Origin of the sequence: Microbacterium sp. KR10-403, from assembly GCF_040196215.1 — a bacterium.
Taxonomy (GTDB): domain Bacteria; phylum Actinomycetota; class Actinomycetes; order Actinomycetales; family Microbacteriaceae; genus Microbacterium.
Genome location: NZ_JBEGDC010000003.1, coordinates 307,311 through 331,491, shown reverse-complemented (window position 1 = coordinate 331,491; position 24,181 = coordinate 307,311). Strand labels below are relative to the sequence as shown.

The 24,181-nt window shown below is 70.5% G+C and carries 27 protein-coding genes and 1 tRNA gene; 15 read left to right on the top strand and 13 right to left on the bottom strand.

What is annotated here, in order from left to right; translation table 11 throughout:
• Positions 1 to 4: 4 nt before the first annotated feature.
• Positions 5 to 1,108 (bottom strand): ABC transporter ATP-binding protein, encoded by a 1,104-nt coding sequence (locus ABMQ42_RS08310; RefSeq protein WP_349722464.1) that lies wholly within the window; start codon positions 1,106 to 1,108, stop codon positions 5 to 7.
• Between the two features lie 280 nt (positions 1,109 to 1,388).
• On the opposite strand from ABMQ42_RS08310, the gene ABMQ42_RS08305 reads away from it, so the two are divergent.
• The 3 genes from ABMQ42_RS08305 (at position 1,389) to ABMQ42_RS08295 (ending at position 3,066) form a co-directional block, all read left to right on the top strand.
• A complete protein-coding gene (locus tag ABMQ42_RS08305; protein WP_349722463.1) occupies positions 1,389 to 2,363 on the top strand; it encodes a DsbA family protein in 975 nt (324 codons plus the stop codon).
• A gap of 27 nt (positions 2,364 to 2,390) precedes the next feature.
• A tRNA-Thr gene (locus tag ABMQ42_RS08300) sits at positions 2,391 to 2,463 on the top strand.
• Positions 2,464 to 2,649: 186 nt separating this feature from the next.
• Positions 2,650 to 3,066: an SHOCT domain-containing protein gene (locus ABMQ42_RS08295; RefSeq protein ID WP_349722462.1), complete on the top strand. Its 417-nt coding sequence runs from the start codon at positions 2,650 to 2,652 to the stop codon at positions 3,064 to 3,066.
• A gap of 182 nt (positions 3,067 to 3,248) precedes the next feature.
• Here ABMQ42_RS08295 and ABMQ42_RS08290 read toward each other — a convergent pair whose 3' ends face one another.
• Entirely contained in the window at positions 3,249 to 3,791 is a 543-nt protein-coding gene (locus ABMQ42_RS08290; RefSeq protein ID WP_349722461.1) for a nitroreductase family protein, read from the bottom strand.
• A complete protein-coding gene (msrB, locus tag ABMQ42_RS08285) occupies positions 3,788 to 4,195 on the bottom strand; it encodes a peptide-methionine (R)-S-oxide reductase MsrB (protein ID WP_349722460.1) in 408 nt (135 codons plus the stop codon). Before msrB ends, ABMQ42_RS08290 begins: the two co-directional genes overlap by 4 nt.
• Positions 4,196 to 4,284: 89 nt before the next feature.
• Between msrB and ABMQ42_RS08280 the strand changes: the two genes are divergently transcribed.
• The 4 genes from ABMQ42_RS08280 to groL all read left to right on the top strand — a co-directional run bounded on the left by ABMQ42_RS08280 (position 4,285) and on the right by groL (position 7,946).
• Positions 4,285 to 5,322 carry a DUF2332 family protein gene (locus ABMQ42_RS08280; protein ID WP_349722459.1) on the top strand — a complete coding sequence of 346 codons (1,038 nt, stop codon included), beginning with the start codon at positions 4,285 to 4,287 and terminating at the stop codon, positions 5,320 to 5,322.
• Positions 5,323 to 5,331: 9 nt separating this feature from the next.
• The gene (locus ABMQ42_RS08275) at positions 5,332 to 5,595 is read left to right on the top strand and encodes a DUF3263 domain-containing protein (RefSeq protein WP_349722458.1); all 264 of its coding nucleotides are present in this window, start codon (positions 5,332 to 5,334) and stop codon (positions 5,593 to 5,595) included.
• 35 nt (positions 5,596 to 5,630) lie between these two features.
• Complete coding sequence (locus tag ABMQ42_RS08270) at positions 5,631 to 6,200, top strand: LytR C-terminal domain-containing protein (protein WP_349722457.1); 570 nt, start codon at positions 5,631 to 5,633, stop codon at positions 6,198 to 6,200.
• Between the two features lie 123 nt (positions 6,201 to 6,323).
• Positions 6,324 to 7,946 (top strand): chaperonin GroEL, encoded by a 1,623-nt coding sequence (gene groL, locus ABMQ42_RS08265; protein ID WP_349722455.1) that lies wholly within the window; start codon positions 6,324 to 6,326, stop codon positions 7,944 to 7,946.
• 76 nt (positions 7,947 to 8,022) lie between these two features.
• On the opposite strand, the gene ABMQ42_RS08260 is transcribed toward groL, so the two are convergent.
• The 6 genes from ABMQ42_RS08260 to ABMQ42_RS08235 form a co-directional block, all read right to left on the bottom strand.
• Positions 8,023 to 8,415 carry a type II toxin-antitoxin system VapC family toxin gene (locus ABMQ42_RS08260; protein WP_349722454.1) on the bottom strand — a complete coding sequence of 131 codons (393 nt, stop codon included), beginning with the start codon at positions 8,413 to 8,415 and terminating at the stop codon, positions 8,023 to 8,025.
• Positions 8,409 to 8,678, bottom strand: coding sequence for a type II toxin-antitoxin system Phd/YefM family antitoxin (locus tag ABMQ42_RS08255; protein ID WP_349722453.1), 270 nt, complete (start codon positions 8,676 to 8,678; stop codon positions 8,409 to 8,411). Before ABMQ42_RS08255 ends, ABMQ42_RS08260 begins: the two co-directional genes overlap by 7 nt.
• A 60-nt stretch (positions 8,679 to 8,738) precedes the next feature.
• The gene (locus ABMQ42_RS08250) at positions 8,739 to 9,026 is read right to left on the bottom strand and encodes a WXG100 family type VII secretion target (protein ID WP_349722452.1); all 288 of its coding nucleotides are present in this window, start codon (positions 9,024 to 9,026) and stop codon (positions 8,739 to 8,741) included.
• 118 nt (positions 9,027 to 9,144) lie between these two features.
• Positions 9,145 to 10,785: a sensor histidine kinase gene (locus tag ABMQ42_RS08245; RefSeq protein ID WP_349722450.1), complete on the bottom strand. Its 1,641-nt coding sequence runs from the start codon at positions 10,783 to 10,785 to the stop codon at positions 9,145 to 9,147.
• 97 nt (positions 10,786 to 10,882) lie between these two features.
• Positions 10,883 to 11,575, bottom strand: coding sequence for a response regulator transcription factor (locus tag ABMQ42_RS08240; protein WP_275279206.1), 693 nt, complete (start codon positions 11,573 to 11,575; stop codon positions 10,883 to 10,885).
• Positions 11,576 to 11,582: 7 nt separating this feature from the next.
• Positions 11,583 to 12,290: a helix-turn-helix transcriptional regulator gene (locus ABMQ42_RS08235; RefSeq protein WP_349722449.1), complete on the bottom strand. Its 708-nt coding sequence runs from the start codon at positions 12,288 to 12,290 to the stop codon at positions 11,583 to 11,585.
• Positions 12,291 to 12,377: 87 nt separating this feature from the next.
• Between ABMQ42_RS08235 and ABMQ42_RS08230 the strand changes: the two genes are divergently transcribed.
• From ABMQ42_RS08230 to ABMQ42_RS08220, 3 genes are read left to right on the top strand one after another with little or no spacing between them, the layout of a single operon-like run.
• Entirely contained in the window at positions 12,378 to 13,601 is a 1,224-nt protein-coding gene (locus tag ABMQ42_RS08230) for an NAD(P)/FAD-dependent oxidoreductase (protein ID WP_349722448.1), read from the top strand.
• A complete protein-coding gene (gene folP / locus ABMQ42_RS08225) occupies positions 13,598 to 14,494 on the top strand; it encodes a dihydropteroate synthase (protein WP_502884651.1) in 897 nt (298 codons plus the stop codon). The genes ABMQ42_RS08230 and folP overlap by 4 nt, the downstream gene beginning before the upstream one ends.
• Complete coding sequence (locus ABMQ42_RS08220; RefSeq protein ID WP_349722446.1) at positions 14,494 to 15,174, top strand: pyrimidine reductase family protein; 681 nt, start codon at positions 14,494 to 14,496, stop codon at positions 15,172 to 15,174. Before folP ends, ABMQ42_RS08220 begins: the two co-directional genes overlap by 1 nt.
• Here the strand turns inward: ABMQ42_RS08220 and ABMQ42_RS08215 are convergent.
• The 3 genes from ABMQ42_RS08215 to ABMQ42_RS08205 are packed head-to-tail and all read right to left on the bottom strand — an operon-like array spanning position 15,135 to position 18,824.
• Complete coding sequence (locus ABMQ42_RS08215; protein ID WP_349722445.1) at positions 15,135 to 16,778, bottom strand: DNA repair helicase XPB; 1,644 nt, start codon at positions 16,776 to 16,778, stop codon at positions 15,135 to 15,137. The genes ABMQ42_RS08220 and ABMQ42_RS08215 overlap by 40 nt on opposite strands.
• A gap of 36 nt (positions 16,779 to 16,814) precedes the next feature.
• Positions 16,815 to 18,551: a helicase-associated domain-containing protein gene (locus ABMQ42_RS08210; RefSeq protein WP_349722444.1), complete on the bottom strand. Its 1,737-nt coding sequence runs from the start codon at positions 18,549 to 18,551 to the stop codon at positions 16,815 to 16,817.
• 6 nt (positions 18,552 to 18,557) lie between these two features.
• Positions 18,558 to 18,824: a multidrug ABC transporter ATPase gene (locus tag ABMQ42_RS08205; RefSeq protein ID WP_349722443.1), complete on the bottom strand. Its 267-nt coding sequence runs from the start codon at positions 18,822 to 18,824 to the stop codon at positions 18,558 to 18,560.
• 121 nt (positions 18,825 to 18,945) lie between these two features.
• On the opposite strand from ABMQ42_RS08205, the gene ABMQ42_RS08200 reads away from it, so the two are divergent.
• Complete coding sequence (locus tag ABMQ42_RS08200; RefSeq protein WP_349722442.1) at positions 18,946 to 19,326, top strand: cold-shock protein; 381 nt, start codon at positions 18,946 to 18,948, stop codon at positions 19,324 to 19,326.
• Positions 19,310 to 20,125: a DUF3027 domain-containing protein gene (locus tag ABMQ42_RS08195; protein ID WP_349722441.1), complete on the top strand. Its 816-nt coding sequence runs from the start codon at positions 19,310 to 19,312 to the stop codon at positions 20,123 to 20,125. The genes ABMQ42_RS08200 and ABMQ42_RS08195 overlap by 17 nt, the downstream gene beginning before the upstream one ends.
• Positions 20,126 to 20,326: 201 nt before the next feature.
• Here the strand turns inward: ABMQ42_RS08195 and serC are convergent, their stop codons facing one another.
• Positions 20,327 to 21,445 carry a phosphoserine transaminase gene (serC, locus tag ABMQ42_RS08190; protein ID WP_349722440.1) on the bottom strand — a complete coding sequence of 373 codons (1,119 nt, stop codon included), beginning with the start codon at positions 21,443 to 21,445 and terminating at the stop codon, positions 20,327 to 20,329.
• Between the two features lie 109 nt (positions 21,446 to 21,554).
• Here serC and ABMQ42_RS08185 point away from each other — a divergent pair, with 109 nt between their 5' ends.
• From ABMQ42_RS08185 to ABMQ42_RS08175, 3 genes are all read left to right on the top strand, one after another.
• Positions 21,555 to 22,256 carry an iron-dependent transcriptional repressor DtxR gene (locus tag ABMQ42_RS08185; protein WP_349722439.1) on the top strand — a complete coding sequence of 234 codons (702 nt, stop codon included), beginning with the start codon at positions 21,555 to 21,557 and terminating at the stop codon, positions 22,254 to 22,256.
• Positions 22,257 to 22,477: 221 nt separating this feature from the next.
• Positions 22,478 to 23,359: a M23 family metallopeptidase gene (locus ABMQ42_RS08180; protein WP_349722438.1), complete on the top strand. Its 882-nt coding sequence runs from the start codon at positions 22,478 to 22,480 to the stop codon at positions 23,357 to 23,359.
• Between the two features lie 313 nt (positions 23,360 to 23,672).
• Entirely contained in the window at positions 23,673 to 24,170 is a 498-nt protein-coding gene (locus ABMQ42_RS08175) for an HNH endonuclease (RefSeq protein WP_349722437.1), read from the top strand.
• Positions 24,171 to 24,181 lie beyond the last annotated feature (11 nt).

The following is a 24,181-nucleotide window of genomic DNA, read 5'->3' as shown; positions in this document are numbered from 1 at the left end:
AGGACTACGCCGAAGCGATCGCCTTCTCGGTGAGGCGCTCGCCGCTCTCGGTGTCGAACACGTGCACGCGGCCCGTGACCGGGGTGAGCACGACGGTCTCGCCGGCGTTCGGGTGGTTGCGGCCGTCGACGCGGGCGACCACGTCGGTGCGCTTGCCGTCGATGTCGGAGTGACCGTACAGGTAGCCGTCGGCGCCGAGCTCTTCGACGAGGTCGACGGTGACCGACAGACCCTGGCCGCCCGCGGCGCTGACCTGGATGTCCTCGGGGCGCACGCCGACCGTGACCTGCTTGCCGTTGACCTTGGCGAGGGTGGAGGCCTCGACCGGGACGACCTGGCTGCCGAAGTGGATGCCGCCCTCGGTGACGTCGACCGGGAACAGGTTCATGGCGGGCGAGCCGATGAAGCCGGCGACGAACACATTGTTCGGCTGCTCGTACAGGTCGCGGGGCGAACCCACCTGCTGGAGGACGCCGTCCTTGAGCACCGCGATGCGGTCGCCCATGGTCAGCGCCTCGGTCTGGTCGTGCGTGACGTAGACGGTGGTGACGCCCAGGCGGCGCTGGAGCGACGCGATCTGGGTACGGGTCTGCACGCGCAGCTTCGCGTCGAGGTTCGACAGCGGCTCGTCCATGAGGAACACCTGCGGCTGGCGCACGATCGCGCGGCCCATGGCGACGCGCTGACGCTGACCACCCGACAGGGCCTTCGGCTTGCGGGTGAGGTACTCCTCGAGGTCGAGCAGCTTCGCGGCCTCGAGAACGCGAGCGGCGCGCTCCTCCTTCTTGACGCCCGCGATCTTCAGGGCGAAGCCCATGTTCTCGGCGACCGTCATGTGCGGGTAGAGCGCGTAGTTCTGGAACACCATCGCGATGTCGCGGTCCTTCGGCGGCACGTCGGTGACGTCGCGGTCGCCGATGAGGATGCGGCCCTCGTTGACCTCTTCGAGGCCGGCGAGCATGCGCAGGGTGGTGGACTTACCGCAACCGGAGGGGCCGACCAGGACGAGGAATTCGCCGTCGGCGACCTCGAGGTTGATCTTGTCGACCGCGGGGCGAGTGCCTCCGGGGTACAGACGGGTTGCGTTGTCGAACGTGACGGACGCCATGTCTTCTTCTCCTTCACCGGCAGGTACGTGCCGGACGATCCGTAGTGAATGGATGACGGACCCGGGGGCCCGTGCGCTCATCATCGTGCGCTCCCTCAGTATGCCAGACGTTCGGGGAGCCTCCGCCCACGCGGTCCTCTCAGCCGTCGGGCAGGTGCTGACCAGGTTCCGCACCCCCTGTTCTCTGGGGATTTCACAGGCTGTCTGGTTAGCATCGATTCCGGCCGCGGCACCCGCGCGGCGTCCCGGTCCTGCGGGAAGCAGTCTGTCAAGAGGTCACATGTCGAACGACGAGTCATCGAACGCTCCCGAGCCGAACGACCGTCGCAGCGCCGTGCGCGAGAAGGCGCAGCTGGTGCATGCGCGGCAGAAGCGCGCTCGCGCGATCCGCACGACCGCCCTCACGGTCGGCGCCGTCGCCGTCGTGGCGGTCGTCGCCACGGGAGTCACGATGGCCGTCACCTCGCAGACCTCCCGCCCCGACATGTCGCCCGCCAATGTCGTCGACGACGGTTTCGCCGTGACGAGCGTGAACGGCGTCGCCGTCGACGCGGGAGCGCAGAGCGTGGATGCGACGCCGTCGGCCACCCCGAGCGACGCGGCGAAGAGCGCCGGCTCGTCCGCGGAGACGCCCGATCCCGCAGAGACCGGCACGGGTGCCGTCGACATCCGCGTGTACGTCGACTACTACGCTCCCGGCGCCAAGCAGTTCCAGGTGGCGAACGTCCAGCAGCTGACCCGATGGGTGAATCAGGATGCCGCGACCCTGAGCTATTACCCGGTGGCGATGCTGTCGGCCAAGTCGAACGGCACCAAGTACTCGCAGCGCGCGGCCAGCGCGTCGGCCTGCGTGGCCACGCACTCGCCCGACTCGTTCTTCGCCTTCAACAACGCGCTGCTGTCGAAGCAGCCCGAGCAGGGGGACGACGGCTTCACCGACGCCGAGCTCGCCGACCTGGCCATCGCGTCGGGCGCCGACGACCCGAAGACCGTCCGCGAGTGCATCGAGGGCGAGAACTACGTCACCTGGGTGAAGGACGCCACCGAGCGCGCGCTGGTGGGCATCCCCGATACTCAGGGGGTCGCCCTGACGGGAACGCCCATGATCCTCGTGAACGGCCAGCCGTACGCCGGCGCGCTCGACGACCCGAAGGAGTTCGCCCAGTTCGTGCTGACGATCTCCTCCGACGCCTACTACCACTCGGCCGAGCCGACGCCGACGGTCACGCCCAGCCCCACCTCGACGGGCAAGTGAGTCGGGTCCGGCTAGACTGGACGCTCCGCCGGCTTGGCGCAATTGGTAGCGCACCGTACTTGTAATACGGGGGTTGCAGGTTCAAGTCCTGTAGCCGGCACATCGTGACGTCCTCGTCACCACCGCGCACAGCGTCGGGGATCCTGCCGGACCCGCCCGCCCCCGCACGAGCAGAACGGCGTGCCGGCGGCAATCCCCGCCCGTGTGCACTGCTCAGAACCCCGTCTGGCCGATAGTGTGTATCCGCACGGCGCGTCGCCGCGCGTAGACACAGCGAAAGGCAGAAATGCGCTTCTTCGACGACACGGTGGAGTACCACGGCTTCTGGGGCTCCTTCGGGGACCTCATCTGGTGGTTCTTCACCGTCTTCATCTTCTTCGCCTACCTGATGGCGCTGTTCTCGGTGATCGGCGACCTCTTCCGTGACCGCAAGCTCAACGGCTGGTGGAAGGCGCTGTGGATCATCTTCCTGATCTTCGTGCCGTTCCTCACGCTGCTCGTCTACCTCATCGCCCGCGGGCCCGGCATGGCCGAGCGCAACGCCGCCCAGGTGAAGAAGTCGCAGGAAGCGGCCGACGACTACATTCGCGAGGTCGCCGGCACGAGCCCGGCCGACGAGATCGCGAAGGCGAAGTCGCTCCTCGACGCCGGCACGATCACGCCGGCCGAGTACGAGTCGCTGAAGGCCAAGGCGCTTTCCTGACCCTTGCACCACGATGCGCCCCGTCCGGTTTCGGGCGGGGCGCATCGCTGTGTCAGTGGCATCCTTCCTCGCGGCGACAGCCCGCGTGGCGTCGAGACCGAGGGATCCCGCCCAGACCGAGGGCGTCGCCCTGGGGTTCGACAGGAATCCCTTGTCTCGGCGCGGTCAGCGGTGGCGCCCGCTCAGCGCGCCTGCGGCATGCGGGAGAGGAAGCGCTCGGGGTCGAGCTTCTTGTGGTGGTCCTTGTTCTTGCCGGTGGGCTTGCCGCCGACGTACAGCCACCCGAGCAGCTTCTCGTTCTCGCGCAGGCCGTGCGCCTGGGCCACGCCCTCGTCGCGGGTGTAGTGGCCCGTGCGCCAGATGACGCCCCATCCCGCCTCGTCGAGGAGCAGGCTCAGCGTGTGCGCCACGCCCGCGGCGGTGGCCGCCTGCTCCCAGCGGGGCACCTTCTCGCTCGGCCGGTAGCTGACCACGACCGCGATGAGCAACGGCGCGCGCAACGGCTTGGAAGAGATGCCCTTGTCGCCGTTCGCCTTCGCGATCGCGCGCCCGAGCACCTCGCGGTCGGCGTCGCGCAGCTCGACCAGTCGCCACGGCCGGAGCGACGAGTGGTCGGCCACACGTCCTGCCGCCGTCACGAGCTCGGCGAGCTCGTCGTGCGAGGGTGCGACGTCGGTGACCTTCGACCAGGAGCGGCGCGACTGCACCGCCTCGATCGCGCTCACGCGCTCTCTTCCGGCGTGAACGACAGCGAGATCGAGTTCATGCAGTAGCGGTCGCCGGTCGGCGTGCCGAACCCGTCGGGGAACACGTGACCCAGGTGCGACCCGCAGGCCGCGCATCGCACCTCGGTGCGTTCCATTCCCAGCGTGCGGTCCTCGAGCAGCTGCACGGCCTCGGGGCGCACCGACTCGTAGAAGCTCGGCCACCCGCAGTGCGAGTCGAACTTCGTGCCGCTCTGGAAGAGCTCGGCGCCGCACGCGGCGCACGTGTAGAGACCCGCGCGGTGTTCGTCGAGCAGCTCGCCGGTCCACGGGCGCTCGGTCGCGGCCTCGCGCAGCACCGCGTACTGCGTGTCATCGAGCTCTTCGCGCCACTGCTCATCGGTCTTGTTCACGGTGTACGTCATGGGAAACCTCCTGCACCCCCATTCAACCCGACTTCGCGGCATCCTGTTCCTGAATATCCGCCATGGAGCGAAGCATCCACAATGGAATCGTGCCGCTCGACACCGACATCGCCGCCGTCCGCGAACGCTACGCGCGCTTCGCGCGGGACGAGGCCCCGCATCGCTCCGCACTGTACGCCGACTGGGCGACCCGCGTCGCCGACGACGCCGCGGTGGCCGCGGTCATCGCACGGCTCGCTCCGCTGCAGCGCCAGCCCGCGCTCGTGTTCGCCGTGACCCGGATGCTGGGGGTCGGGCTCGTCGCGGCACCGCAGTGGGCCGCGTGGCTGACCGACAACGCCGACGCCGTCGTGGCCGAGGCGTCGGTGCGTGGCGTGCAGACGAACGAGCCGCTGCGGTGCGCCGCGCTGCTGCCGGCGCTCTCACGGATCGACGGGCCGATCGCGCTCGTCGAGGTCGGCGCCAGCGCCGGGCTGTGCCTCTATCCCGACCGCTACTCATACCGGTACCGCACGCCGGCCGGCATCGTCGCGCTCGACCCGGGCGACCGCGCGAGCACCGTGGTGCTCGAGGCGGAGTGGCGCGGCCCGTGGCACCCGCTGCGGATGCCCGAGGTCGTCTGGCGGGCCGGGATCGACCTGCAGCCGCGCGATGCGGCCGACCCGGTCGACCGTGCGTGGCTCACCGGACTGGTGTGGCCCGGCGAGACGGGGCGCGCCGAGCGCGTCGAGGCCGCACTCGACGTCGTCGCGGCCGACCCGCCGCTTCTGGTGGCCGGCGACGCCGCCGACGCGCTCGCCGACCTCATGGCGCGTGCGCCGGAGGACGCGACGCTGGTCGTCACGACCCCGGGCGTACTCGCCCACGTGCCGCGCGCGGGCCGCGAGCGCATCATCGAGGTCGCCCGCCGCGCGGGCCACTGGGTGACGATGGATGCCGCGGGCCTGCACGCGGCGACGGACGGGGCGTGGTACCCGGCACCTGATCGGCGCAGGTGGCCGAACGGGACGTTCGTGCTCGCGCTCGACGGCGGGGCGATGGCCGCCGTCGATCCTCTGGGCGGGATCGTCGCTCCGATCGCCGAGGGGTGGGAGTGGCATCCCGCCGCCCCCGTCGATCGCGGATAGCGTGGAGTCGTGCCTCTGGATGACCGCGACCGCGCCCTACTCGACTTCGAAGCAGGGTGGCACCGACACGGCGGCGAGAAGGAAGAGGCGATCCGCGCGCAGCTCGGCCTGACCCCGGCCCGCTACTATCAGCTGCTCGGTCGACTCATCGACACCGAGGACGCACTCGCGCACGACCCGATGCTCGTCAAGCGGCTGCAGCGCGTGCGCGACGAGCGCGCGCGGGCGCGCCTTGCGCGCGTCTCCGGCGACGTGAAGCTGGGCGCACGCTGACGGGCGAGAAGGAGCGCGACGGGTACCATCGGGGAGTGCCGAAGCCCATCTATCCGCGCGACCGTTTCGATGACGTGTCCGCCGATGCGGACCGGGTCGGCGTGCACCGCGCAGAGAACCCGCGGTTGCGGCCGGGACTGATCGTCCTGTGGTCGGCGGCGGCCGCAGCGGTCTTCATCATCGTGGGCATCGTCGGCACCCTCGCAGTCACCGGTCGGTTCGCAGCACCCGAGGCCGGCCCCACGACGGCGGCCCCCACGCCGGGCGTCACGCCGATCATCGACACGTCGTTCGACGTGCTGATCCTGAATGCGACGGGTGAGGACGGGCAGGCGACCCGGGCGAAGGATGCCGTCGTGAAGGCCGGCTGGTCCTCCGACGCCGTCTCACCCGGCGAGGCGGGATCGACCTATCCGACCACGACCGTCTACTACTCCGACGCGGCCGATCAGGCGGCGGCCGCGGGCCTGGCGCAGATCGTGGGCGCGACCGCCGTCGTGCTCGACGATCAGTACCAGACGGCCTCCGACGCGAAGGGCAAGCAGCTCACCGTCGTGCTGGGCACCGACCTGGTCGCGTCGTCGTCTCCCTCGCCCTCCTCCTGAGGGTCTCGCGGACCGATCCGATCGGCTTGCACTCGATAGGGGCGAGTGCCAGAATGGATTAGCACTCGTGTTGAGTGAGTGCTAATAGACCGTCAGCCAACGTCCGGGAGGGACGACACACACATGGCAAAGATCATCGCTTTCGACGAGGAGGCCCGCCGTGGCCTCGAGCGTGGCCTGAACACGCTGGCCGACGCCGTCAAGGTGACCCTGGGCCCCCGCGGTCGCAACGTCGTGCTCGAGAAGAAGTGGGGCGCCCCCACCATCACGAACGACGGCGTGTCGATCGCCAAGGAGATCGAGCTCGACGACCCGTACGAGAAGATCGGCGCGGAGCTCGTCAAGGAGGTCGCGAAGAAGACCGACGACGTCGCCGGTGATGGCACCACCACCGCCACCGTTCTCGCCCAGGCGCTCGTGCGCGAGGGCCTGCGCAACGTCGCGGCCGGCGCCGACCCCATCAGCCTGAAGAAGGGCATCGAGAAGGCGGTCGCGGCCGTCATCGAGGAGCTGCACGGCGCCGCCAAGGAGGTCGAGTCGAAGGAGCAGATCGCTGCGACCGCGTCGATCTCGGCCGCTGACCCGACCATCGGCGAGCTCATCGCCGAGGCCATCGACAAGGTCGGCAAGGAAGGCGTCGTCACCGTCGAGGAGTCGCAGACGTTCGGCACCGAGCTCGAGCTCACCGAGGGCATGCGCTTCGACAAGGGCTTCATCAACCCCTACTTCGTCACGGACCCCGACCGCCAGGAGGCGGTGTTCGAGGACCCGTACATCCTCATCGCGAACCAGAAGATCGGCAACATCAAGGACCTGCTGCCCGTCGTCGACAAGGTGATCCAGGACGGCAAGGAGCTCGTCATCATCGCCGAGGACGTCGAGGGCGAGGCGCTGGCGACCCTGGTGCTGAACAAGATCCGCGGCATCTTCAAGTCGGTCGCCGTCAAGGCCCCCGGCTTCGGCGACCGCCGCAAGGCCATGCTGCAGGACATCGCGATCCTCACCGGCGGCCAGGTCATCACCGAAGAGGTGGGCCTGAAGCTGGAGAACGTCACGCTCGACCTGCTCGGCCGTGCCCGCAAGGTCATCGTCACCAAGGACGAGACGACCATCGTCGAGGGTGCCGGCGACCAGGAGCAGATCGAGGGCCGCGTGACCCAGATCCGCCGCGAGATCGAGAACACCGACAGCGACTACGACCGCGAGAAGCTGCAGGAGCGCCTCGCCAAGCTCGCCGGCGGCGTGGCCGTCATCAAGGCGGGCGCGGCCACCGAGGTCGAGCTCAAGGAGCGCAAGCACCGCATCGAGGACGCCGTCCGCAACGCGAAGGCCGCGGTCGAGGAGGGTGTCGTCGCCGGTGGTGGCGTGGCCCTCATCCAGGCCGGTGCCAAGGCGTTCGACACGCTCGAGCTCGTCGGTGACGAGGCGACCGGCGCGAACATCGTCAAGGTCGCCATCGAGGCTCCGCTGAAGCAGATCGCGCAGAACGCGGGTCTCGAGCCGGGTGTCGTCGCGCACAAGGTCTCGGGTCTCGAGGCCGGCCACGGCCTGAACGCGGCCACCGGCGAGTACGGTGACCTGTTCGCGCAGGGCATCATCGACCCGACCAAGGTCACCCGTTCGGCGCTGCAGAACGCCGCGTCGATCGCAGGCCTGTTCCTGACCACCGAGGCCGTCGTCGCCGACAAGCCGGAGAAGGCTCCGGCCGTCCCCGCGGGCGACCCGACGGGTGGCATGGACTTCTGATCCAGGAACCCACGCACGAAGCGCCCCTCCGCATGGAGGGGCGCTTCGTCGTTGTGGCCGACGACCGCGGGGAGGGTCAGTGCGGGGTGACGACGCGAAGACCGCAGGATGCCGCGGCCTCGGCCTGGCGGGCATCGTAGGTGACGAACGCGTCGACGTCCTCGCGCAGCGCGACCGCGACGTGGATCGCGTCGAGGGAGCGAAGGACGCGGCCGGGGAGGATTCCGGCCTCGGTCAGAACGGTGCGATCGAGGTCGATGATCTCGAGCTGGTCCAGGACATGCGCGGCAGCCGAGAGAGGCGCCGCATTGTGCGTTGCCGCCCGTCGGACCTCGGTGTGCGCCAGTGACGAACTGCAGGCGGGACCTGACCGCTCTGTCTCATCGGCCAGGTAGGTGCGCAGGGCTGTGGCTTCGGCTTCGCCGGTGACGAGCTTCACGATCGCAGATGAGTCGAGGTAGATCACCATCGGTCCGCTCGCATGTCATCCCAGTAATCCTGGGTGATCGTGGATTCCTGGCCGTCTGGCCAGGGCGGTATCTCGAACTCGTCCCAGGGGATGTGCGTGCGCGCCGCCCGCCGCGGCAGCCGCGGCGGCTGCGCCGTCGGCGGGATCAGCGTCGCCACGACCACGCCGTGGTTGGTGATGTGGATCGTCTCGCCGCGACGCACCTCTTCGAGGATCGCGCTGCTGTTGTTGCGCAGCTCACGATGGGGGATCGTCCGCACCATGATCGCCCGCCCTTCTCCTCCCGGCGGAGGAAGCGTAGCAATCGTAGCAATCACGGTGCCTCACCGGAACAGGCTCGTCGTGTACTGCTCGGCGTCGGCGTACTGGTGCCCCGCGGCGGTCAGCGCGTGATTGATGGCCGACAGGGCGTCTTCGACCTGCAGCTGCGTGGCGCGCCATTGGTCCACGACCCCGCCGAACGCGGCCGAGGCGGCGCCGGTCCAGCTGGCCTGCAGCTGGGTCAGCTGGGCGAGCATCGCCTGCGTCTCGCCCTGCAGGCGGTCGATCGTGCCGCGCACGGCGGCGGTGGCGGCGAAGACGGCGTCGCTGTCGACGGAATAGACGGCCATGGAGTGCTTCCCTTCATCGAATGGATGCCTCCACGCTAGGTTCCGCACGCCGGCCGCCGGCGGGCTCACCGGCGATCTGTGGACAAGTCGCGACGGACCCCGGCCTGGGGAGGAGCCGTCACTCCGACTCGACGGGTTCGGTCGCGGGCGCAGGTGCCGGAGCAAGCGGGAAGGACACGCGGAACGTGGCTCCGCCGCCGCGCGTCTCCTCGACGGAGACCGACCCGTTCAGCGCTTCGACGATGGACGCGACGATCGACAGGCCCAGTCCCGACCCGCCGGTCTCGCGCGTGCGTGACGTGTCGGCGCGCCAGAACCGCTGGAAGATCTGGTCGCGGATCTGCGGCGGAATGCCCTCGCCGTGATCGGCCACGGCGATCCAGCCGGTGCCGGCCGCGGCATCCACCCCCACGACGAGGTCGATGGGCGAGCCCTCGGCGGTGTACCGGCGGGCGTTGGTGAGCAGGTTCGACACGACCTGGCGGATGCGGTTCTCCTCGCCCAGGACGACCGGGACGGACATCGCCGGCTCGTCGGGCGCGATGCGGATCGGCACCGTGGGCGGCAGTTCGTCTTCGGGCGGGGGCTCCGAGTCGGCGGGGCGCGGTCGGCGCCGCAGCAGCGAGAGCGCCGCCGTCGGCCGCAACCGGTGCCGTGCGGTGGTCGTGGGCGGCTCGGGTGCGGGTTCGTCGGAGGTGGATGCCGCCGCTGCGGCATCCACGGTCGTGTCGGTGACGGTCACCGGGCGCTGCGGCGCGGTCGCGCCGAGGTCGAGCGCGGCGTCGCGGGCGATCGGACGCAGATCGACCGGAGTGCTGGGGACCTCTTCGCGCCGCTCGTCGAGCCGGGTGAGCGCCAGCAGGTCTTCGACGAGCGCACCCATGCGCGTCGCCTCCTTCTCGATGCGCTCCATGGCCTGGGCGACGTCCTCGTCGCTGCGGATCGCGCCCATGCGGTACAGCTCGGCATAGCCGCGGACCGTCACCAGGGGAGTGCGAAGCTCGTGGCTGGCGTCGCCGATGAAGCGGCGCATCTGCCGCACGGCCCCGTCGCTGCGTCTCATGGCGGCGTCCTGCTGACCGAGCATGGCGTTGATGGCGATCTTCAAGCGCCCCACCTCGGTGTTCTCGGGCTCGATGTTCGTCATGCGCTGGGTGAAGTCGCCCGCCGCGATCGCCATCGCCGTGGCCTCGACCTGTCCGAGACTGCGGAAGGCGAGCGTGACGAGCCAGCGGGTCACCAGCGCCCCCGCGACGATGGTGATGAGGGCGAACACGCTGTAGATGCCCACGTACGTGCCGATGATGCGGTTCACCGATGAGGTGGGCAGCGCGACCAGCTGGGTGAACAGCTGTGCGCCGTCATCGACGAGGAACGACGCGGCCGCAGCGCGGAACGGCGCGCCGGTCGTCCCCTGGATCGTGAAGGGGGTCAGCCCCTGCACCGCGGTCTGCAGCAGCTGCAGCTGGTCGGGCAGCACCGGGGTGTTCTCGACATGCGGGCCGGTGGAGGCCACGAGCTCGCCGTCGGCGCCGTAGACGGCGATGAAGTATCCCGAGTAGTCGACGGGTGCCGATGCGTTCGGGGTGAACGTCACGCCGTCACTGGTCGCGGTGATGTCGAAGACGCTCTTGGCGAGGTCGGCTCCCGCCAGCTGCTGCACCTGCGCGTCGAGGTTGCCGTCCAGCGCGTTGCGCAGGAAGACGAGCGTGCCCATGCCGGCGACGAACAGCCCGATCGCGAGCACCGCCACGGTCACGCCCGTGACCTTGGCGCGCAGGCTGAGGCTGCGCCAGCCGCGGGTGATCGCGTCGGGCTTGCCGCTGGTCAGTGCGCACCTCCCGCGTCAGCGCCGGTCACGACGATTTGCCGGCCTTGAGCATGTATCCGAAGCCGCGCTTGGTCTGGATGAGCGGCTCGCTCGAGTGCGGGTCGATCTTGCGCCGCAGGTAGGAAATGTAGCTCTCGACGATGCCCGCGTCGCCGTTGAAGTCATACTCCCACACGTGGTCGAGGATCTGCGCCTTGCTGAGCACCCGGTTCGGGTTGAGCATGAGGTAGCGGAGCAGCTTGAACTCGGTCGGGCTCAGGTCGATCTGCGCGTCGCCGACGAAGACGTCGTGCGTGTCCTGGTCCATCGTCAGCTCGCCCGCGCGGATCACCGACTCCTCGTCGGTCTGCATCGTGCGCCGCAGGATGGCCTGGATGCGCGCCACGATCTCGTCGAGGCTGAAGGGCTTGGTGACGTAGTCGTCGCCGCCGGCGTTCAGGCCCTCGATCTTGTCTTCGGTCTCGTCCTTCGCGGTGAGGAACAGGATCGGGGCCGTGTACCCCGCGCCGCGCAGCCGCTTGGTGACGCTGAATCCGTTCATGTCGGGCAGCATCACGTCGAGGATGATGAGGTCGGGCTCCTCTTCGAGGACCGCCGAGATGGTCTGCGCGCCGTTGGCCACGGCGCGCACCTGGAAACCTGCGAATCTCAGACTCGTGATCAGCAGATCGCGGATGTTCGGTTCGTCATCGACGACAAGGATGCGCGGTGCGGTCATGTGCCCATTATGGCGACGGAGTCTCTGTCTGTGTGGGAGGTTCGCCCAGAGCGCGCGTGCCCGCCGCCCGGATCTCCACGCAGCACGCGCCGTCGCGGGGCACCGGACACGCCGACCGCGGGTCGCCGACGCCGGTGAGCAGCCCTTCGACGAGGGCCAGGTTGACCGCGCACACGAGCTCGGAGTGCCGCGCCGTGAGGGCGTGGAAGGGACAGTTCTGCATGACGACGGTGCCGTGCTCGTCGGTCGCCGGGGTGTATCCGCAGGCGTCGAGCGCGGCGTCGAGAGTGCCGGCGGCGGCGGCGATCTCGCGGCCGCGGGAGTGCGCTTCGGATGCCGCGGCCGCCGCCACGCTGACGTCGTCGCGGTCGGCGCGCTCGGCTCCGGCGGCCAGGATGTCGGCGGCCAGCTCGTAGTGGCGCTCGGGGACCGAGCCGAGCAGCTCGCCGCTCACGGTGCGGTACAGCTTCGCCGGGCGGCCGGCGCCGGGTCCGCTGCGCCCGGAGAGGCGCCGGTACTCGACGGTGAGCAGCCCGACCTCGACGAGGCGGTCCAGGTGGAAGGCCGCCGTCGACCGGGGCACGCCGGCGGCGGCGGCCGCGGCATCCCGCCCCACCGCATCCTGCGCGCGTGCCACGATGTCGTAGACGGCGCGTCGCACCGGATCGGCCAGCGCCGCAAGGGCTGCTGCGCGGTTGGCCGCGAGAACGCTCATCCCCTCAGGATACTCTAAAAATATCGATCTTGACAAAAGAATTTCCCGGTCATACCGTCGGAACAGGGCACAAGGAGAGGAGCCGTCATGGCAGGCATGGTCATCATCGGAGGAGGACTCGCCGCAGGCGGCGCCGCCGAGACGCTGCGCAGTGAGGGATACGAGGGCGACATCACCGTCATCGCCGACGAAGCGCACAGCCCGTACCAGCGCCCGCCGCTCTCCAAGGGCTTCCTGAAGGGCGAGGAGGGGCTGGATGCCGTCATCCTGCACTCCGACGACTGGTATCGCGAGCAGCACATCGACGTGCGCACCGGGCTCGCCGCCACGGCGGTCCATCCCGACGCGCACACGGTCGACCTCGCCGACGGCACCACCCTCGGCTATGACAAGCTGCTGCTGGCGACCGGGTCGTCGCCGCGCGTGCTGCCCATCCCCGGGCACGACCTTCCCGGGGTCCACATGCTGCGCCGGCTCGACGACTCCGAGGCGCTGAAGGCGCAGCTGTCGGGCGGCGGCAGGAAGCTCGTATTGATCGGCTCGGGCTGGATCGGCATGGAGGTCGCCGCGACCGCCCGCCAGCTCGGCAACGAGGTCGTCATCCTCGAGCGCGATCCCGTGCCGCTCGCCGTGGCGCTGGGCGACGAGATGGGGAACGTGTTCCGCCGGCTGCACGAGGAGAACGGCGTCGACTTGCGCACCTCGGTGAACGTCGAGCGCATCGAGGGCGCCGATCGGGCGACGGGCGTGGTCGTCGACGGCGAGACGGTGCCCGCCGACCTCGTGCTCATCGGCGTGGGCGCGATCCCCAATACGAAGCTCGCCGAGGACGCCGGCATCGATGTCGACCACGGCATCCTCACCGATCCGTCGTTGCGCACCAGCGCGGCGGATGTGCTCGCCGCCGGCGACGTCGCGAACGCGATGCACCCGGTGCTCGGCCAGCGGCTGCGCAGCGAGCACTGGGCGAACGCGCTGAACGGCGGCCCGGTCGCGGCGAAGGTCATGCTGGGGCAGGATGCCGAGCACGACATGATCCCGTACTTCTACACCGACCAGTTCGACCTCGGGATGGAGCTGAGCGGGTTCCCGCCGCTCATGAACGGCGCCGAGCTCGTGATCCGCGGCGACCTGAACACGCGAGAGTTCATCGCTTTCTGGGTGCAGGGCGCGCGCGTGGTGGGCGGCATGAACGTCAACATCTGGGATGTGAACGAGGCGATCCAGAAGCTGGTGCGCTCGGGCGCGGGCGTCGACCCGCGGGCGCTCGCCGACCCCTCCGTCGACCTCGACGGCCTGGCCGGCGCGTGATCGTCGACCCACGGCTGCAGACCCCGGTCCGGCGGATCGGCGACCGCGAGATCGACTTCTCGCGTCGTCTGGCGGCGATGGCGATCGTCAATCGCACGCCCGACTCGTTCTACGACCAGGGGGCGACGTACGGTCTGGACGCCGCCGTCGAGTCGGGCGCGGCGGCATTCGCCGCCGGTGCCGACCTCGTCGACGTCGGCGGGGTGAAGTTCGCGCCGGGACCCGCGCTGCCCGTCGAGGAGGAGATCGACCGGGTCGTGCCGGTCGTGCGGGCGCTGGCGTCGGCCGGACCGGTGAGCGTCGACACCTTCCAGCCCGCGGTGGCGAAGGCGGCGATCGCGGCGGGGGCCGCCGTCATCAACGACACCACGGGGGTGCACGACCCCGCCATGGCCGAGGTGGTCGCCGACTCGGACGCGACCCTGGTCATCGCGCACAGCTTGGCAGCCCCCCGCACCCAGCTGCCGCAGCCGCGCTATGACGACGTGGTCGGCGAGGTCGCGGCGTTCCTGCGCGAGCGCGTCGACCGTGCGGTGACGCACGGCGTGCCGCCCGAGCGCATCGTCATCGACCCCGGGCACGACCTGAACAAGAACACGCGCCACTCGCTCGAGCTGACGCGTCGCCTGGGGGAGCTGGCCTCGTTCGGGCTGCCGATCCTGGTGGCCCTGTCGAACAAGGACTTCGTCGGAGAGACGCTCGACCGGCCCCGCGACGGGCGGCTGTCGGGATCGCTCGCGGCGGCGGTGTTCTGCGCGACGCAGGGCGCGCGCATCGTGCGCGTGCACAACGTCGCCGAGACCGTCGATGCGCTGCGGATGGTCGAGGCGATCCTCGGCTGGCGCGAGCCCGCCTACCTGCTGCACAACACGCGGCCCGAGGGGAACGACTGATGATCTCCGACGACGAGCTGCGCGCCGCGTACGCCGTGGCCGACCGTACGATGCCGCACGTGCGGATGAACTTCGTCGCCAGCGCCGACGGCTCGGTGACGCTGGGCGGGCGCAGCGGCACTCTCGGCGGCGACACCGACCGGCGTCTCATGCAGGTGCTGCGCGCGCAGAGCGACGTGGTGCTGGTGGGCGCGGGCACCGTCCGTGCCGAGGGCTACGCCGGGGTCACGCCGCGGCTCGCTATCGTCAGCGCCCGGCTCGAGCTCGCGCCCGACGATCCGGCGCTCGCCGAGGCGGCGGTGCGCCCGATCGTGATCACGGCGGAGGCGGCGCCCGCATCGCGTCGGGAGGAGTTGGATGCCGTGGCCGACGTGATCGTCTGCGGCGCGGCATCCGTCGATCTGTCCCTCATGGTGCGCGAGCTCGCTGACCGCGGCATGCCGCAGGTCCTGTGCGAGGGTGGGCCGCACCTGTTCGGCTCGCTGCTGGACGCCGGCGCCGTCGACGAGCTGTGCCTGACGCTCTCGCCCCGCATCGTGGGCGGGAGCGCGGGACGCATCGCGCAGGGGGCCGCCGAGGCGGACCGGCGCTTCGGCCTGCGCGGCGTGCTGCACGACGACGAGGGGTACGTGTTCCTGCGCTACGCGGCCTCGAGTGCGTCGGCGTCGAGGATCGTGTAGCTGTAGCCCTGCTCGGCCAGGAACCGCTGGCGGTTCTGGGCGAAATCCTGGTCGACGGTGTCGCGCGCGATGAGCGTGTAGAAACTCGCGGTGTGGCCCGACTCCTTGGGGCGCAGCAGGCGTCCGAGGCGCTGGGCCTCCTCCTGACGCGAACCGAACGAGCCCGACACCTGGATGGCGACGGATGCCTCGGGCAGATCGATCGAGAAGTTCGCGACCTTCGAGACCACGAGCAGTTCGATCGTGCCCTCGCGGAACGCCTGGTACAGCTGCTCGCGCTCGTCGACCGGCGTCTGGCCGGTGATCTTCGGGGCGTCCAGCGCCTCGGCGAGCGTGTCGATCTGGTCGAGATACTGGCCGATGACGAGGATCCGCTCGCCCCTGTGCTTGGCGACCAGGTCGCGCACGACGCCGATCTTCGCGGGTGCCGTCGCGGCGAGCCGATAGCGGTCTTCGTCGGCGGACGCCGCGTACTCGAGCCGGTCGTCCTCGGGCAGATCCACGCGCACCTCGTAGCAGACGGCGGGGGAGATGAAGCCCTGCGACTCGATCTCCTTCCACGGTGCGTCGAACCGCTTGGGGCCGATGAGGCTGAACACGTCGCCCTCGCGGCCGTCCTCGCGCACGAGGGTCGCGGTCAGGCCCAGCCGACGGCGCGCCTGCAGGTCGGCCGTGAGCTTGAACACCGGCGCGGGCAGCAGATGCACCTCGTCGTAGACGATGAGCCCCCAGTCGAGCGCGTCGAGCAGTGCGAGGTGCGCGTACTGGCCCTTCCGCTTCGCGGTGAGGATCTGGTAGGTCGCGATCGTGACCGGCTTGATCTCCTTCACCTGGCCGGAGTACTCGCCGATCTCCTCCTCGGTCAGGCTGGTGCGCCTGAGCAGCTCGTCGCGCCACTGGCGGGCGCTGACGGTGTTCGTCACGAGGATGAGCGTCGTGGTCTTCGTCTCGGCCATGGCCCCTGCGCCGACGAGGGTCTTGCCGGCGCCGCAGGGCAGCACGACCACGCCCGAGCCGCCCTCGGTGAACTTCTCCACCGCGGTGTGCTGGTAGGGGCGCAGGCTCCAGGTGCTCTCGTCCAGGTCGATGGGGTGCGGCGTGCCCGGCGTGTATCCGGCGAGGTCTTCGGCCGGCCAGCCGATCTTCAGCAGCTCCTGCTTGATCTGGCCGCGCGCCCACGCGTCGATGACGAAGGTCTCGGGGGAGGGATGCCCGATCAGCAGCGGCTGGATGCGCTTGTTCTTCGTGACCTCGGCCAGGACCGCGGCATCCGTCGACCGCAGCACCAGCGTGCCCTCGTCGTCGCGCTCGATGACCAGGCGCCCGTATCGCCCGACGGTCTCGCGGATGTCGATCGACACCGACGGCGGCACCGGGAACTTCGACCACCGGTCGAGGGTCGCGAGCATGTCATCGGCCTCGTGCCCGGCCGCGCGGGCGTTCCACAGCCCGAGCCGGGTGATCCGGTAGGTGTGGATGTGCTCGGGGGCGCGCTCGAGCTCGGCGAAGATCGCGAGCTCGTGGCGGGCGGTCTCGGCGTCGGGATGCGCCACCTCGAGCAGCACTGTGCGGTCGCTTTGGACGATGAGGGGGCCGTCGGACATAACGGACTAGTCTACCGCCGCCGCCTCTGTGCCGGCTCAGCGAGGTCGGACGGCGACGATGCTCGACACCGGCAGCGTGCGCTCGACGTCGGCGCCCCGGTCGCGGCCCCGCAGGCGGCCGCCGCCCAGGCCGCTGGCCTCCATCGTGAACGCGCGCTCGGATCCGTCGGGCAGCCGCACGGTGACGACGATCTCGCTGCGGGCGCGCACCGCATGGTCGAGCTCGCGCTGCAGCCACGCGCGGTCGGCGTCGCCGCCGGAGTGCGCGATGAGGTCCTCGGCGACGGGCAGCAGCGCCGCTGCGGGATCGGGACGGAGGGATGCCGCGACCGGCGCCCTCCGCCGGCGCAGCGGCTGCGGCTCGCCGTTCTCGTCGACCGCGATCACGGGGTAGCGGGCGTCGGCCAGCGTCCAGAACACGGCGTCGCGCGACACGCGCGAGGTGAGCGCGTCGGAGCCGTCGGGCACGAGCCCGATCGAGCGCAGCGCCTGGTCGACGGCCAGGGTCTGCACCAGCCGCGGTTCGGCGCCCGTGATGCGGGTGCGGCCCGCGGCATCCACCCCCACCCGGATCAGGCCGTGACGGGCCTCGGCCTGATCGATGAGGTACTCGAGCGGTTGGGGGATACCGGTCAGCGACAGCTCGGAGAGGAACGAGCGGACGGATGCCGCGTCTTCGCCGCCCGCAATGGCGGCGGCGAGCGAGTCGGCCGAGAAGCGGTAGGTGGATGCCTGCGCCACCGATTCGCGCACGGCCATGGTGCGCAGGCGCAGGTCGAGTCCCGAGCGCAGGGGACCGGGCGCGATGGCGCTCAGATCGGCCTGCAGGTAGATCTTGTCGATCTCGCCGGGGACGAGGGCGGTCAGCGCCGCGGTGTCGGGGGCGTCGCCGGCGCGCAGCGGCGTCGTCCACGCGGGCTCGGCACCGCCGCGGTCGTAGAGTCCCCAGCGCTCCGCCCGGCGCAGCAGCTGCTCGACGCGGTCGGGCCACTCCGCGTCGAGGGGCACCTGAGCGGCCCAGGCTGCGGGGGGCGGATAGCCGCCGCCGGCCGTGCGCAGGGCGGAGGGGAGGGCGTCGCGCCAGGCCGTGGCGACCCGCGCCCACCGTGTGACGAGGTCGCCGGGCAGCCAGGCGTCGCCGGTCTCGGTGACGAGCCACTCGCGCCCGGAGAGCATCATCAGCCCCGCATCGGCGGCGAGGGTCAGCAGATCGTCGAGCTCGGACGCGGTCGGCACGATGTGCGCGTCGATGAGGCGCCGTCGGTCGACGGCGGTCACGGCGCCGACGCCGGTCACGGCGACGGGCTGGTCGCGGTTCAGGGCGACGATGTCGGTGAGCGTGCGGGCCGCGGCGGCGGCGCGCTCGGCGACGGTCGCGGCAGCACGCTCGTCGGTGGGCGACGGCTGGTCGGGTGCCGGCTGGGCGGACAGTGCGTCGGGATGCTGCGCGAGTGCGTCGCGCAGTCGCGCGGTCACCGCGCCGTACGCGCGGCCGTCGGCGCGCAGCAGCGCAAGGGGGTCCAGCGGCGCGCGCGCCTTTTCGGCAACGGGTGCGGTGGCCGCCGCATCCAGCCCCTGCAGTGAGGCGCGATCGAGGCCGGTCAGCGCACGATCGATCGAGGCGGCATCCAGCAGGCCCTCCGCCGCGTCGAAGCAGTCGCGCCAGGTGATCGACGCAGGCACTCCCCGGGCGTGCAGCAGTCGGGCGAGCCGGTCGGGCCCGAGCCCGGCCAGCTGCATCGCCAGCGCGCGTTCGTCGGAGGTGTCTGCCACGTGCTCTCAGCGCGCCTTGTTCGCCCGCGCCCTTCGCACCATGCTCATGATGACGACCGCGATGATCAGCAGGAACGCGACGATCGGGCCGATGTACACGGCGATGCCGACGGTGGGCCAGGCGCCCCGGTCGAACTCGGCGTGCATCGCCGAGCCGATCATGATCGCGACGAAGCAGCCCACGGACAGCACGAGCAGGCCGAGGGCGGTGAAGGACAGGATCCGGTCGAGCCGGCGGACCGGGACGTCGCCGGTCGGTGTGGGCGCGCTCATCCTTTTCAGCCTACTCGCCGCCCGCCGTGCCGTAGTCTTGGAGGCGGGACCTGCGGGTCCTTTTCATTCCACTGAGTTCGTGCGCCGCCCGCCGGCGCACACGTGTTCGTGCGAGGTACTCATGCCCACCGGCAAGGTCAGGTTCTACGACGAGGAGAAGGGCTTCGGCTTCATCTCCTCCGACGACGGTCAGGATGTCTTCCTGCACGCCACCGCCCTGCCTGCGGGGGCCGAAGTGAAGACGGGCAGCCGCGTCGAGTTCGGCATCGCCGACGGGCGCCGCGGTCCGCAGGCGCTGTCGGTGCGCGTGCTCGAGGCGCCGGTGAGCCTGGCGAAGCGGTCGCGCAAGCCCGCCGACGACATGGCGGTCATCGTGGAGGACCTCGTCAAGCTGCTCGACGGCATCGGCGGCGATCTGCGCCGCGGCCGTTACCCGTCCGGTGGACAGTCGCGCAAGATCGCCGCGCTGCTGCGCAAGGTGGCCGATGACTTCGACGCCTGAGAACCCCGAGATCCCGACGCCGGACGACGCGCCCGCCGAGGGCGTGGCGCCCGGCGAGGCGGCAGAGGCAGGTGGCGACGCTGTGGAAGCTGATCGCGACGCAGCGGAGGCCCCTGTCGACGCGGCGGAGGTCGCGCCGGTTGAGTCCGAGCCCGCTGCGGGGCCGGTGGTGCCCGACGAGCGGCTGCTGGCCGCCCACGACATCGCGCAGGCGGCGCTGTACGAGGTGACCGGCCCGGCGACCGTCGGCGATCCCGCCGGCTACAGCGTCGAGCCCGACGGCGTGGTGTCGCTGCGCTTCGCGAACCTGATGCCCGGCTATCCGGGCTGGTTCTGGACCGTGAGTGTCGCCGTGGTCGAGGGCTCCGAGCCGACCGTGCTCGAGGTCGAGCTGCTGCCGGGCGACGACGCGCTGCTGGCGCCCGAGTGGGTGCCCTGGGCGGTGCGACTCGCCGAGTACCAGGCGCAGCAGGTCGCTGCCGCCGCGGAGGCGGCGGAGGCGGCATCCGACCACGACGATGACGACGACGCAGACGACGACCTCGACGAGGACGACGACGTGGACGACGACCTGGACGACGATCTCGACGACGAGGACGACCTCGATGACGTCGACGACCTCGACGCGGCCGACTTCGACGAGGACGGTTCGCCGATCCTGCACGCGGGCGACGTCGACGGCGTCGACATCGACGAGCTCGACGAGTCCGCCGACGACGACGAGTCCGACGAGGACGACGAGTCCGCTGACGACGATGAGTCCGCCGACGACGACGAGTCGGAGTCTGACGAGGACTGACCTCTCACCCACGCCGCGGGATCCCCGCCGGCTTCGCATGACCGGGATCCGCGTCGGACTCACATGAGTCTGTCCAAAGCACATCACACCGTCGGCGGTTTCATGTGCACAGGACAAACTCATGTGAATTTGCCGCAGGAGGACGCGGTTCGCTGCGGGGAGTGGGAACTCCGCGGGGGAGCGCGGCCGCAGGGCCCGGCGCTACTGCGCCAGGTGCTCCACGGTGTACTCGATGCACTGCGTGAGCCTGCGCACGTCGTCGGGCTCGATGGCCACGAACGTCGCGATGCGCAGCTGGTTGCGGCCGAGCTTGCGGTACGGCTCAGTGTCGACCACGCCGTTGGCGCGCAGCGACTTCGCCACGGCCGCGGCATCCACGCTCTCGTCGAAGTCGATCGTGACGACGACCGGCGAGCGGTCGGCGACCTCCGCGGCGAAGGGCGTCGTGTAGGCGGTGGCCTCGGCCCACGCGTACAGGATGTCGGACGACTCCTTGGTGCGGGCGCCGGCCCACGCGAGCCCGCCGTTGCCGTTGATCCAGCGCACCTGCTCGTCCATCAGCAGCAGCGTCGAGAGCGCCGGGGTGTTCAGCGTCTGGTTCAGTCGCGACTGGTCGACGGCCGTCTTCAGGTCGAGGAATGCCGGGATGTACCGGTCGGATGCCGCGATGCGCTCGATGCGCTCGATCGCCGCCGGCGACACGGCGGCGAACCACAGGCCGCCGTCCGAGGCGAAGTTCTTCTGCGGCGCGAAGTAGTAGACGTCGGTCTCGGCGACGTCGAAGTCGATGCCGCCGGCGGCGCTCGTCGCATCGATGACGGTGAGCGCGCCGTCGTCGCCGTGCACGCGCTCGATGGGCGCCGCGACACCGGTGGAGGTCTCGTTGTGCGGGCCGCCGTACACGTCGACGCCCTCGACCGCCTCGAACCGCGCGCGGGTGCCGGGCTCGGCCTTGCGGACGTCGGGCGCCTCGAGCCACGGGGCGGCGGCGGCCTTGGCGAACTTGCCGCCGAACTCGCCGAACTGCAGGTTCTGCGCGCGGCGCTCGATGAGACCGAAGGCGGCGGCGTCCCAGAACGCGGTCGATCCGCCGTTGGCGAGGATGATCTCGTACCCGTCGGGCAGGCGGAACAGCTCGGCGAGCCCCTCGCGCACGCCGCCCACGAGGTTCTTCACCGGCGCCTGCCGGTGCGACGTGCCCAGGATCGCCGCGCCGGGGCCGGCGAGTGCCTGCACCTGCTCGGGCCGCACCTTCGAAGGGCCGCATCCGAAGCGGCCGTCGGCGGGCAGGAGTTCAGCGGGAAGGGTGACGTGGGCCATGGTCCGATTCTACGGCGGGGGGATGCCGCGCCCCGCCGTGTGACGCCGCGCGACGACGCCCCTGCACGCCGGTAGGCTGGTGTATCGACGTCCACGCGGAGGGGAGACGATGGTAGACCTCATCGACACCACGGAGATGTATCTGCGCACGATCCTCGAGCTCGAGGAGGAGAACATCGTGCCGCTGCGCGCGCGGATCTCCGAGCGCCTCGGGCACTCCGGCCCCACCGTCTCGCAGACCGTGGGCCGCATGGAGCGCGACGGCCTCGTGGTCGTCGCCGACGACCGCCACCTCGAGTTGACCGACGCGGGCCGCTCCAAGGCCGTCGACGTGATGCGCAAGCACCGTCTCGCCGAGCGGCTGCTGTCCGACGTGATCGGCCTGGACTGGGCGTACGTGCACGAGGAGGCCTGCCGCTGGGAGCACGTGATGAGCGAGCAGGTGGAGCGACGCCTCGTCGACTTGCTCGGGCACCCGACCGAGTCGCCGTACGGCAACCCGATCCCGGGCCTCGACCAGATCGGGGGCGTGCCGTCGATCGAGTTCGAGCAGGGCGTGGTGGGTCTCGTGCGCAGGCTCGACGCCGACGGCGGTCCGCTGCGCGGCACGGTGCGCCGTCTCGCCGAGCCCGCGCAGGTCGATCCCGAGCTGCTCGATCAGCTGCGCGAGGCCGGTGTCGTGCCCGGTGCGACGGGGGAGTACCAGTACAGCGAGGGCTACGTGCTCGTGCAGATGGACGGCAACGACGAGGGGCTCGAACTGCCCGTCGAGGTTGCGTCGCACATCTTCCTCGTCGACGACGCGGCGTGATCGTGAGCGCCTTGTCGGGCGTTCTACGTGACTTATTCGTTATATTCCGGTAGCCTCTAACGGTCCGTCGGCAAGAAGCCGGTCGGCGGATGTCCGCAGAGATCAGCCTCGCCGGCTCGTCGTCTCGGCGGTCACATCGCACGGAAGTCCCGACAGACGTGCCCGCCCAGACGAGCCCGTACCCGGTCCTGACCGGGGGCGGAGGTCACGGAGGACAGTACTTGGCCCAGCAGCACGACTCGTCAGCGGACGAGAATCAGCACGAGAAGACCACGGCGGTCACGCGCTCACGGCGCAGCCTGCGCGTCGCCGCCCCCACCGTCGCCCAGACGACCGACAACCGCGCGACCCGTCGCGCCGCGGTGAAGAACCGCCGTTCGCCCGGCCGTCGCGTCGCCGTCGTCGGGGTGATCGCCGCCCTGGTGGGCTCGGTCGCGATCCCCGCGTTCGCGGCCGCGCAGGCCACACCCGAGACGCGCACGCTGCAGCAGCTGGCCAACGCCGACGCGCAGTCGCTCGTCGTGGCGTCGGAGCACGACGGCGAGACCCAGAAGCTCGACCGCAGCAGCTATTCGGCGACCACCGAGGCCGAGATCGAGAAGAAGAAGGCGGCCGAGGCCGCCGCGGCACGTGCGAAGGCGGCCGCGCAGGCAGCCTCCTACACCTCGCAGAGCATCGACCTGAACATCACGGGCCCCGGGACCGGCGAGGTCCGCTGGCCGCTGGCCAAGATCGACCACATCGGCGACGGCTTCATGGCCCGCGGTGGCGAGCACCAGGGCGTCGACCTCCTCACCGCCGGCGGCACGCCGATCTTCGCCGCTGCGGACGGCACGGTCGCCGTCTCGAGCGAGGGCTACTACGGCTACGGCGTCGCGATCACGATCAACTCGGTGATCGGCGGCAAGAAGGTCAACACGCTCTACGGGCACATGCGCTACGGCAGCCGTCAGGTCGTCGCCGGCCAGAAGGTCAAGGCCGGGCAGCTGATCGGGCTCGTCGGCAGCACGGGCCGCTCCACCGCGAACCACCTGCACTTCGAGGTCGCCATCAACGGCACCAAGGTCGACCCGCTCGCCTGGCTCAAGGCGAACGCCGGCTGAGGCATCCATCCCCTCTTCGACACGCCGCCGGATCCGAAACGGATCCGGCGGCGTTCTGTCGGGACTACCCTGTTTGCGGACGCCGAGATCCACGTGAAAGGGACGCCGATGGACATGAGCACACCCCGCATCCGCACCATGGATGCGCTCGGGCTCTTCGTTCTCCGGCATCATGAGAGCGGATGCCGCACCCTGGGTGCGGCGCACGGGCGCCGTCTGTAGACGGCGCTTTTTTCATCCCTGCACGGGGAACGACGCGTCTTCGCAACCGACCGTCCGGAAAGCCGTTTCGGACCGATCGTGAGGATGACGGATGCGCACACTGGTGCTGAATGCAGGATACGAACCGCTGGCCGTCGTGTCGTTCCGCAGGGCCCTGGTCCTGGTGATGAACGACAAGGCCACGATCATCGAGCGCGTCGAGGAGAGCCCCGTGCTCGCCGCCGGCGGATCGTTCGACAGACCCGCGGTGATCATCCTGACCCGCTACGTCCACCTGCCCAGCCCGGGCAGGGTGCCGGTGACCCGTCGCGGCGTGCTGCGCCGCGACGCGTTCCACTGCGCCTACTGCGGCGGGCATGCGGCCACGATCGACCACGTGCACCCGCGGTCGCGCGGTGGGGCCGACAGCTGGGAGAACCTCGTCGCCTGCTGTCAGCGCTGCAACAACGTGAAGGGCGACCGCACGCCGCAGGAGATGTCGTGGCGGCTGCGCTTCACGCCCCGGCCGCCGCACGGGCCCTCGTGGGCGATCCGCGGCGCCGACCGGACCGACCCTCGCTGGGAGCCGTATCTGGCTCTGGCCGCGTGACGTCGCACCCC

Coding starts and splice junctions, on each gene's coding strand:
- ABMQ42_RS08250 (WP_349722452.1), bottom strand. CDS start 9,026: ATGGCCGTCTATTCCGTCGACAGCGACGCCGTCTTCGCCGCCACCGCC.
- ABMQ42_RS08195 (WP_349722441.1), top strand. CDS start 19,310: ATGACTTCGACGCCTGAGAACCCCGAGATCCCGACGCCGGACGACGCG.
- ABMQ42_RS08185 (WP_349722439.1), top strand. CDS start 21,555: ATGGTAGACCTCATCGACACCACGGAGATGTATCTGCGCACGATCCTC.
- ABMQ42_RS08175 (WP_349722437.1), top strand. CDS start 23,673: ATGCGCACACTGGTGCTGAATGCAGGATACGAACCGCTGGCCGTCGTG.
- ABMQ42_RS08255 (WP_349722453.1), bottom strand. CDS start 8,678: ATGGTGCGGACGATCCCCCATCGTGAGCTGCGCAACAACAGCAGCGCG.
- ABMQ42_RS08305 (WP_349722463.1), top strand. CDS start 1,389: ATGTCGAACGACGAGTCATCGAACGCTCCCGAGCCGAACGACCGTCGC.
- ABMQ42_RS08230 (WP_349722448.1), top strand. CDS start 12,378: ATGGCAGGCATGGTCATCATCGGAGGAGGACTCGCCGCAGGCGGCGCC.
- ABMQ42_RS08205 (WP_349722443.1), bottom strand. CDS start 18,824: ATGAGCGCGCCCACACCGACCGGCGACGTCCCGGTCCGCCGGCTCGAC.
- msrB (WP_349722460.1), bottom strand. CDS start 4,195: ATGACGTACACCGTGAACAAGACCGATGAGCAGTGGCGCGAAGAGCTC.
- ABMQ42_RS08240 (WP_275279206.1), bottom strand. CDS start 11,575: ATGACCGCACCGCGCATCCTTGTCGTCGATGACGAACCGAACATCCGC.
- ABMQ42_RS08260 (WP_349722454.1), bottom strand. CDS start 8,415: ATGGTGATCTACCTCGACTCATCTGCGATCGTGAAGCTCGTCACCGGC.
- ABMQ42_RS08220 (WP_349722446.1), top strand. CDS start 14,494: ATGATCTCCGACGACGAGCTGCGCGCCGCGTACGCCGTGGCCGACCGT.
- groL (WP_349722455.1), top strand. CDS start 6,324: ATGGCAAAGATCATCGCTTTCGACGAGGAGGCCCGCCGTGGCCTCGAG.
- serC (WP_349722440.1), bottom strand. CDS start 21,445: ATGGCCCACGTCACCCTTCCCGCTGAACTCCTGCCCGCCGACGGCCGC.
- ABMQ42_RS08215 (WP_349722445.1), bottom strand. CDS start 16,778: ATGTCCGACGGCCCCCTCATCGTCCAAAGCGACCGCACAGTGCTGCTC.
- ABMQ42_RS08310 (WP_349722464.1), bottom strand. CDS start 1,108: ATGGCGTCCGTCACGTTCGACAACGCAACCCGTCTGTACCCCGGAGGC.
- ABMQ42_RS08295 (WP_349722462.1), top strand. CDS start 2,650: ATGCGCTTCTTCGACGACACGGTGGAGTACCACGGCTTCTGGGGCTCC.
- ABMQ42_RS08200 (WP_349722442.1), top strand. CDS start 18,946: ATGCCCACCGGCAAGGTCAGGTTCTACGACGAGGAGAAGGGCTTCGGC.
- ABMQ42_RS08235 (WP_349722449.1), bottom strand. CDS start 12,290: ATGAGCGTTCTCGCGGCCAACCGCGCAGCAGCCCTTGCGGCGCTGGCC.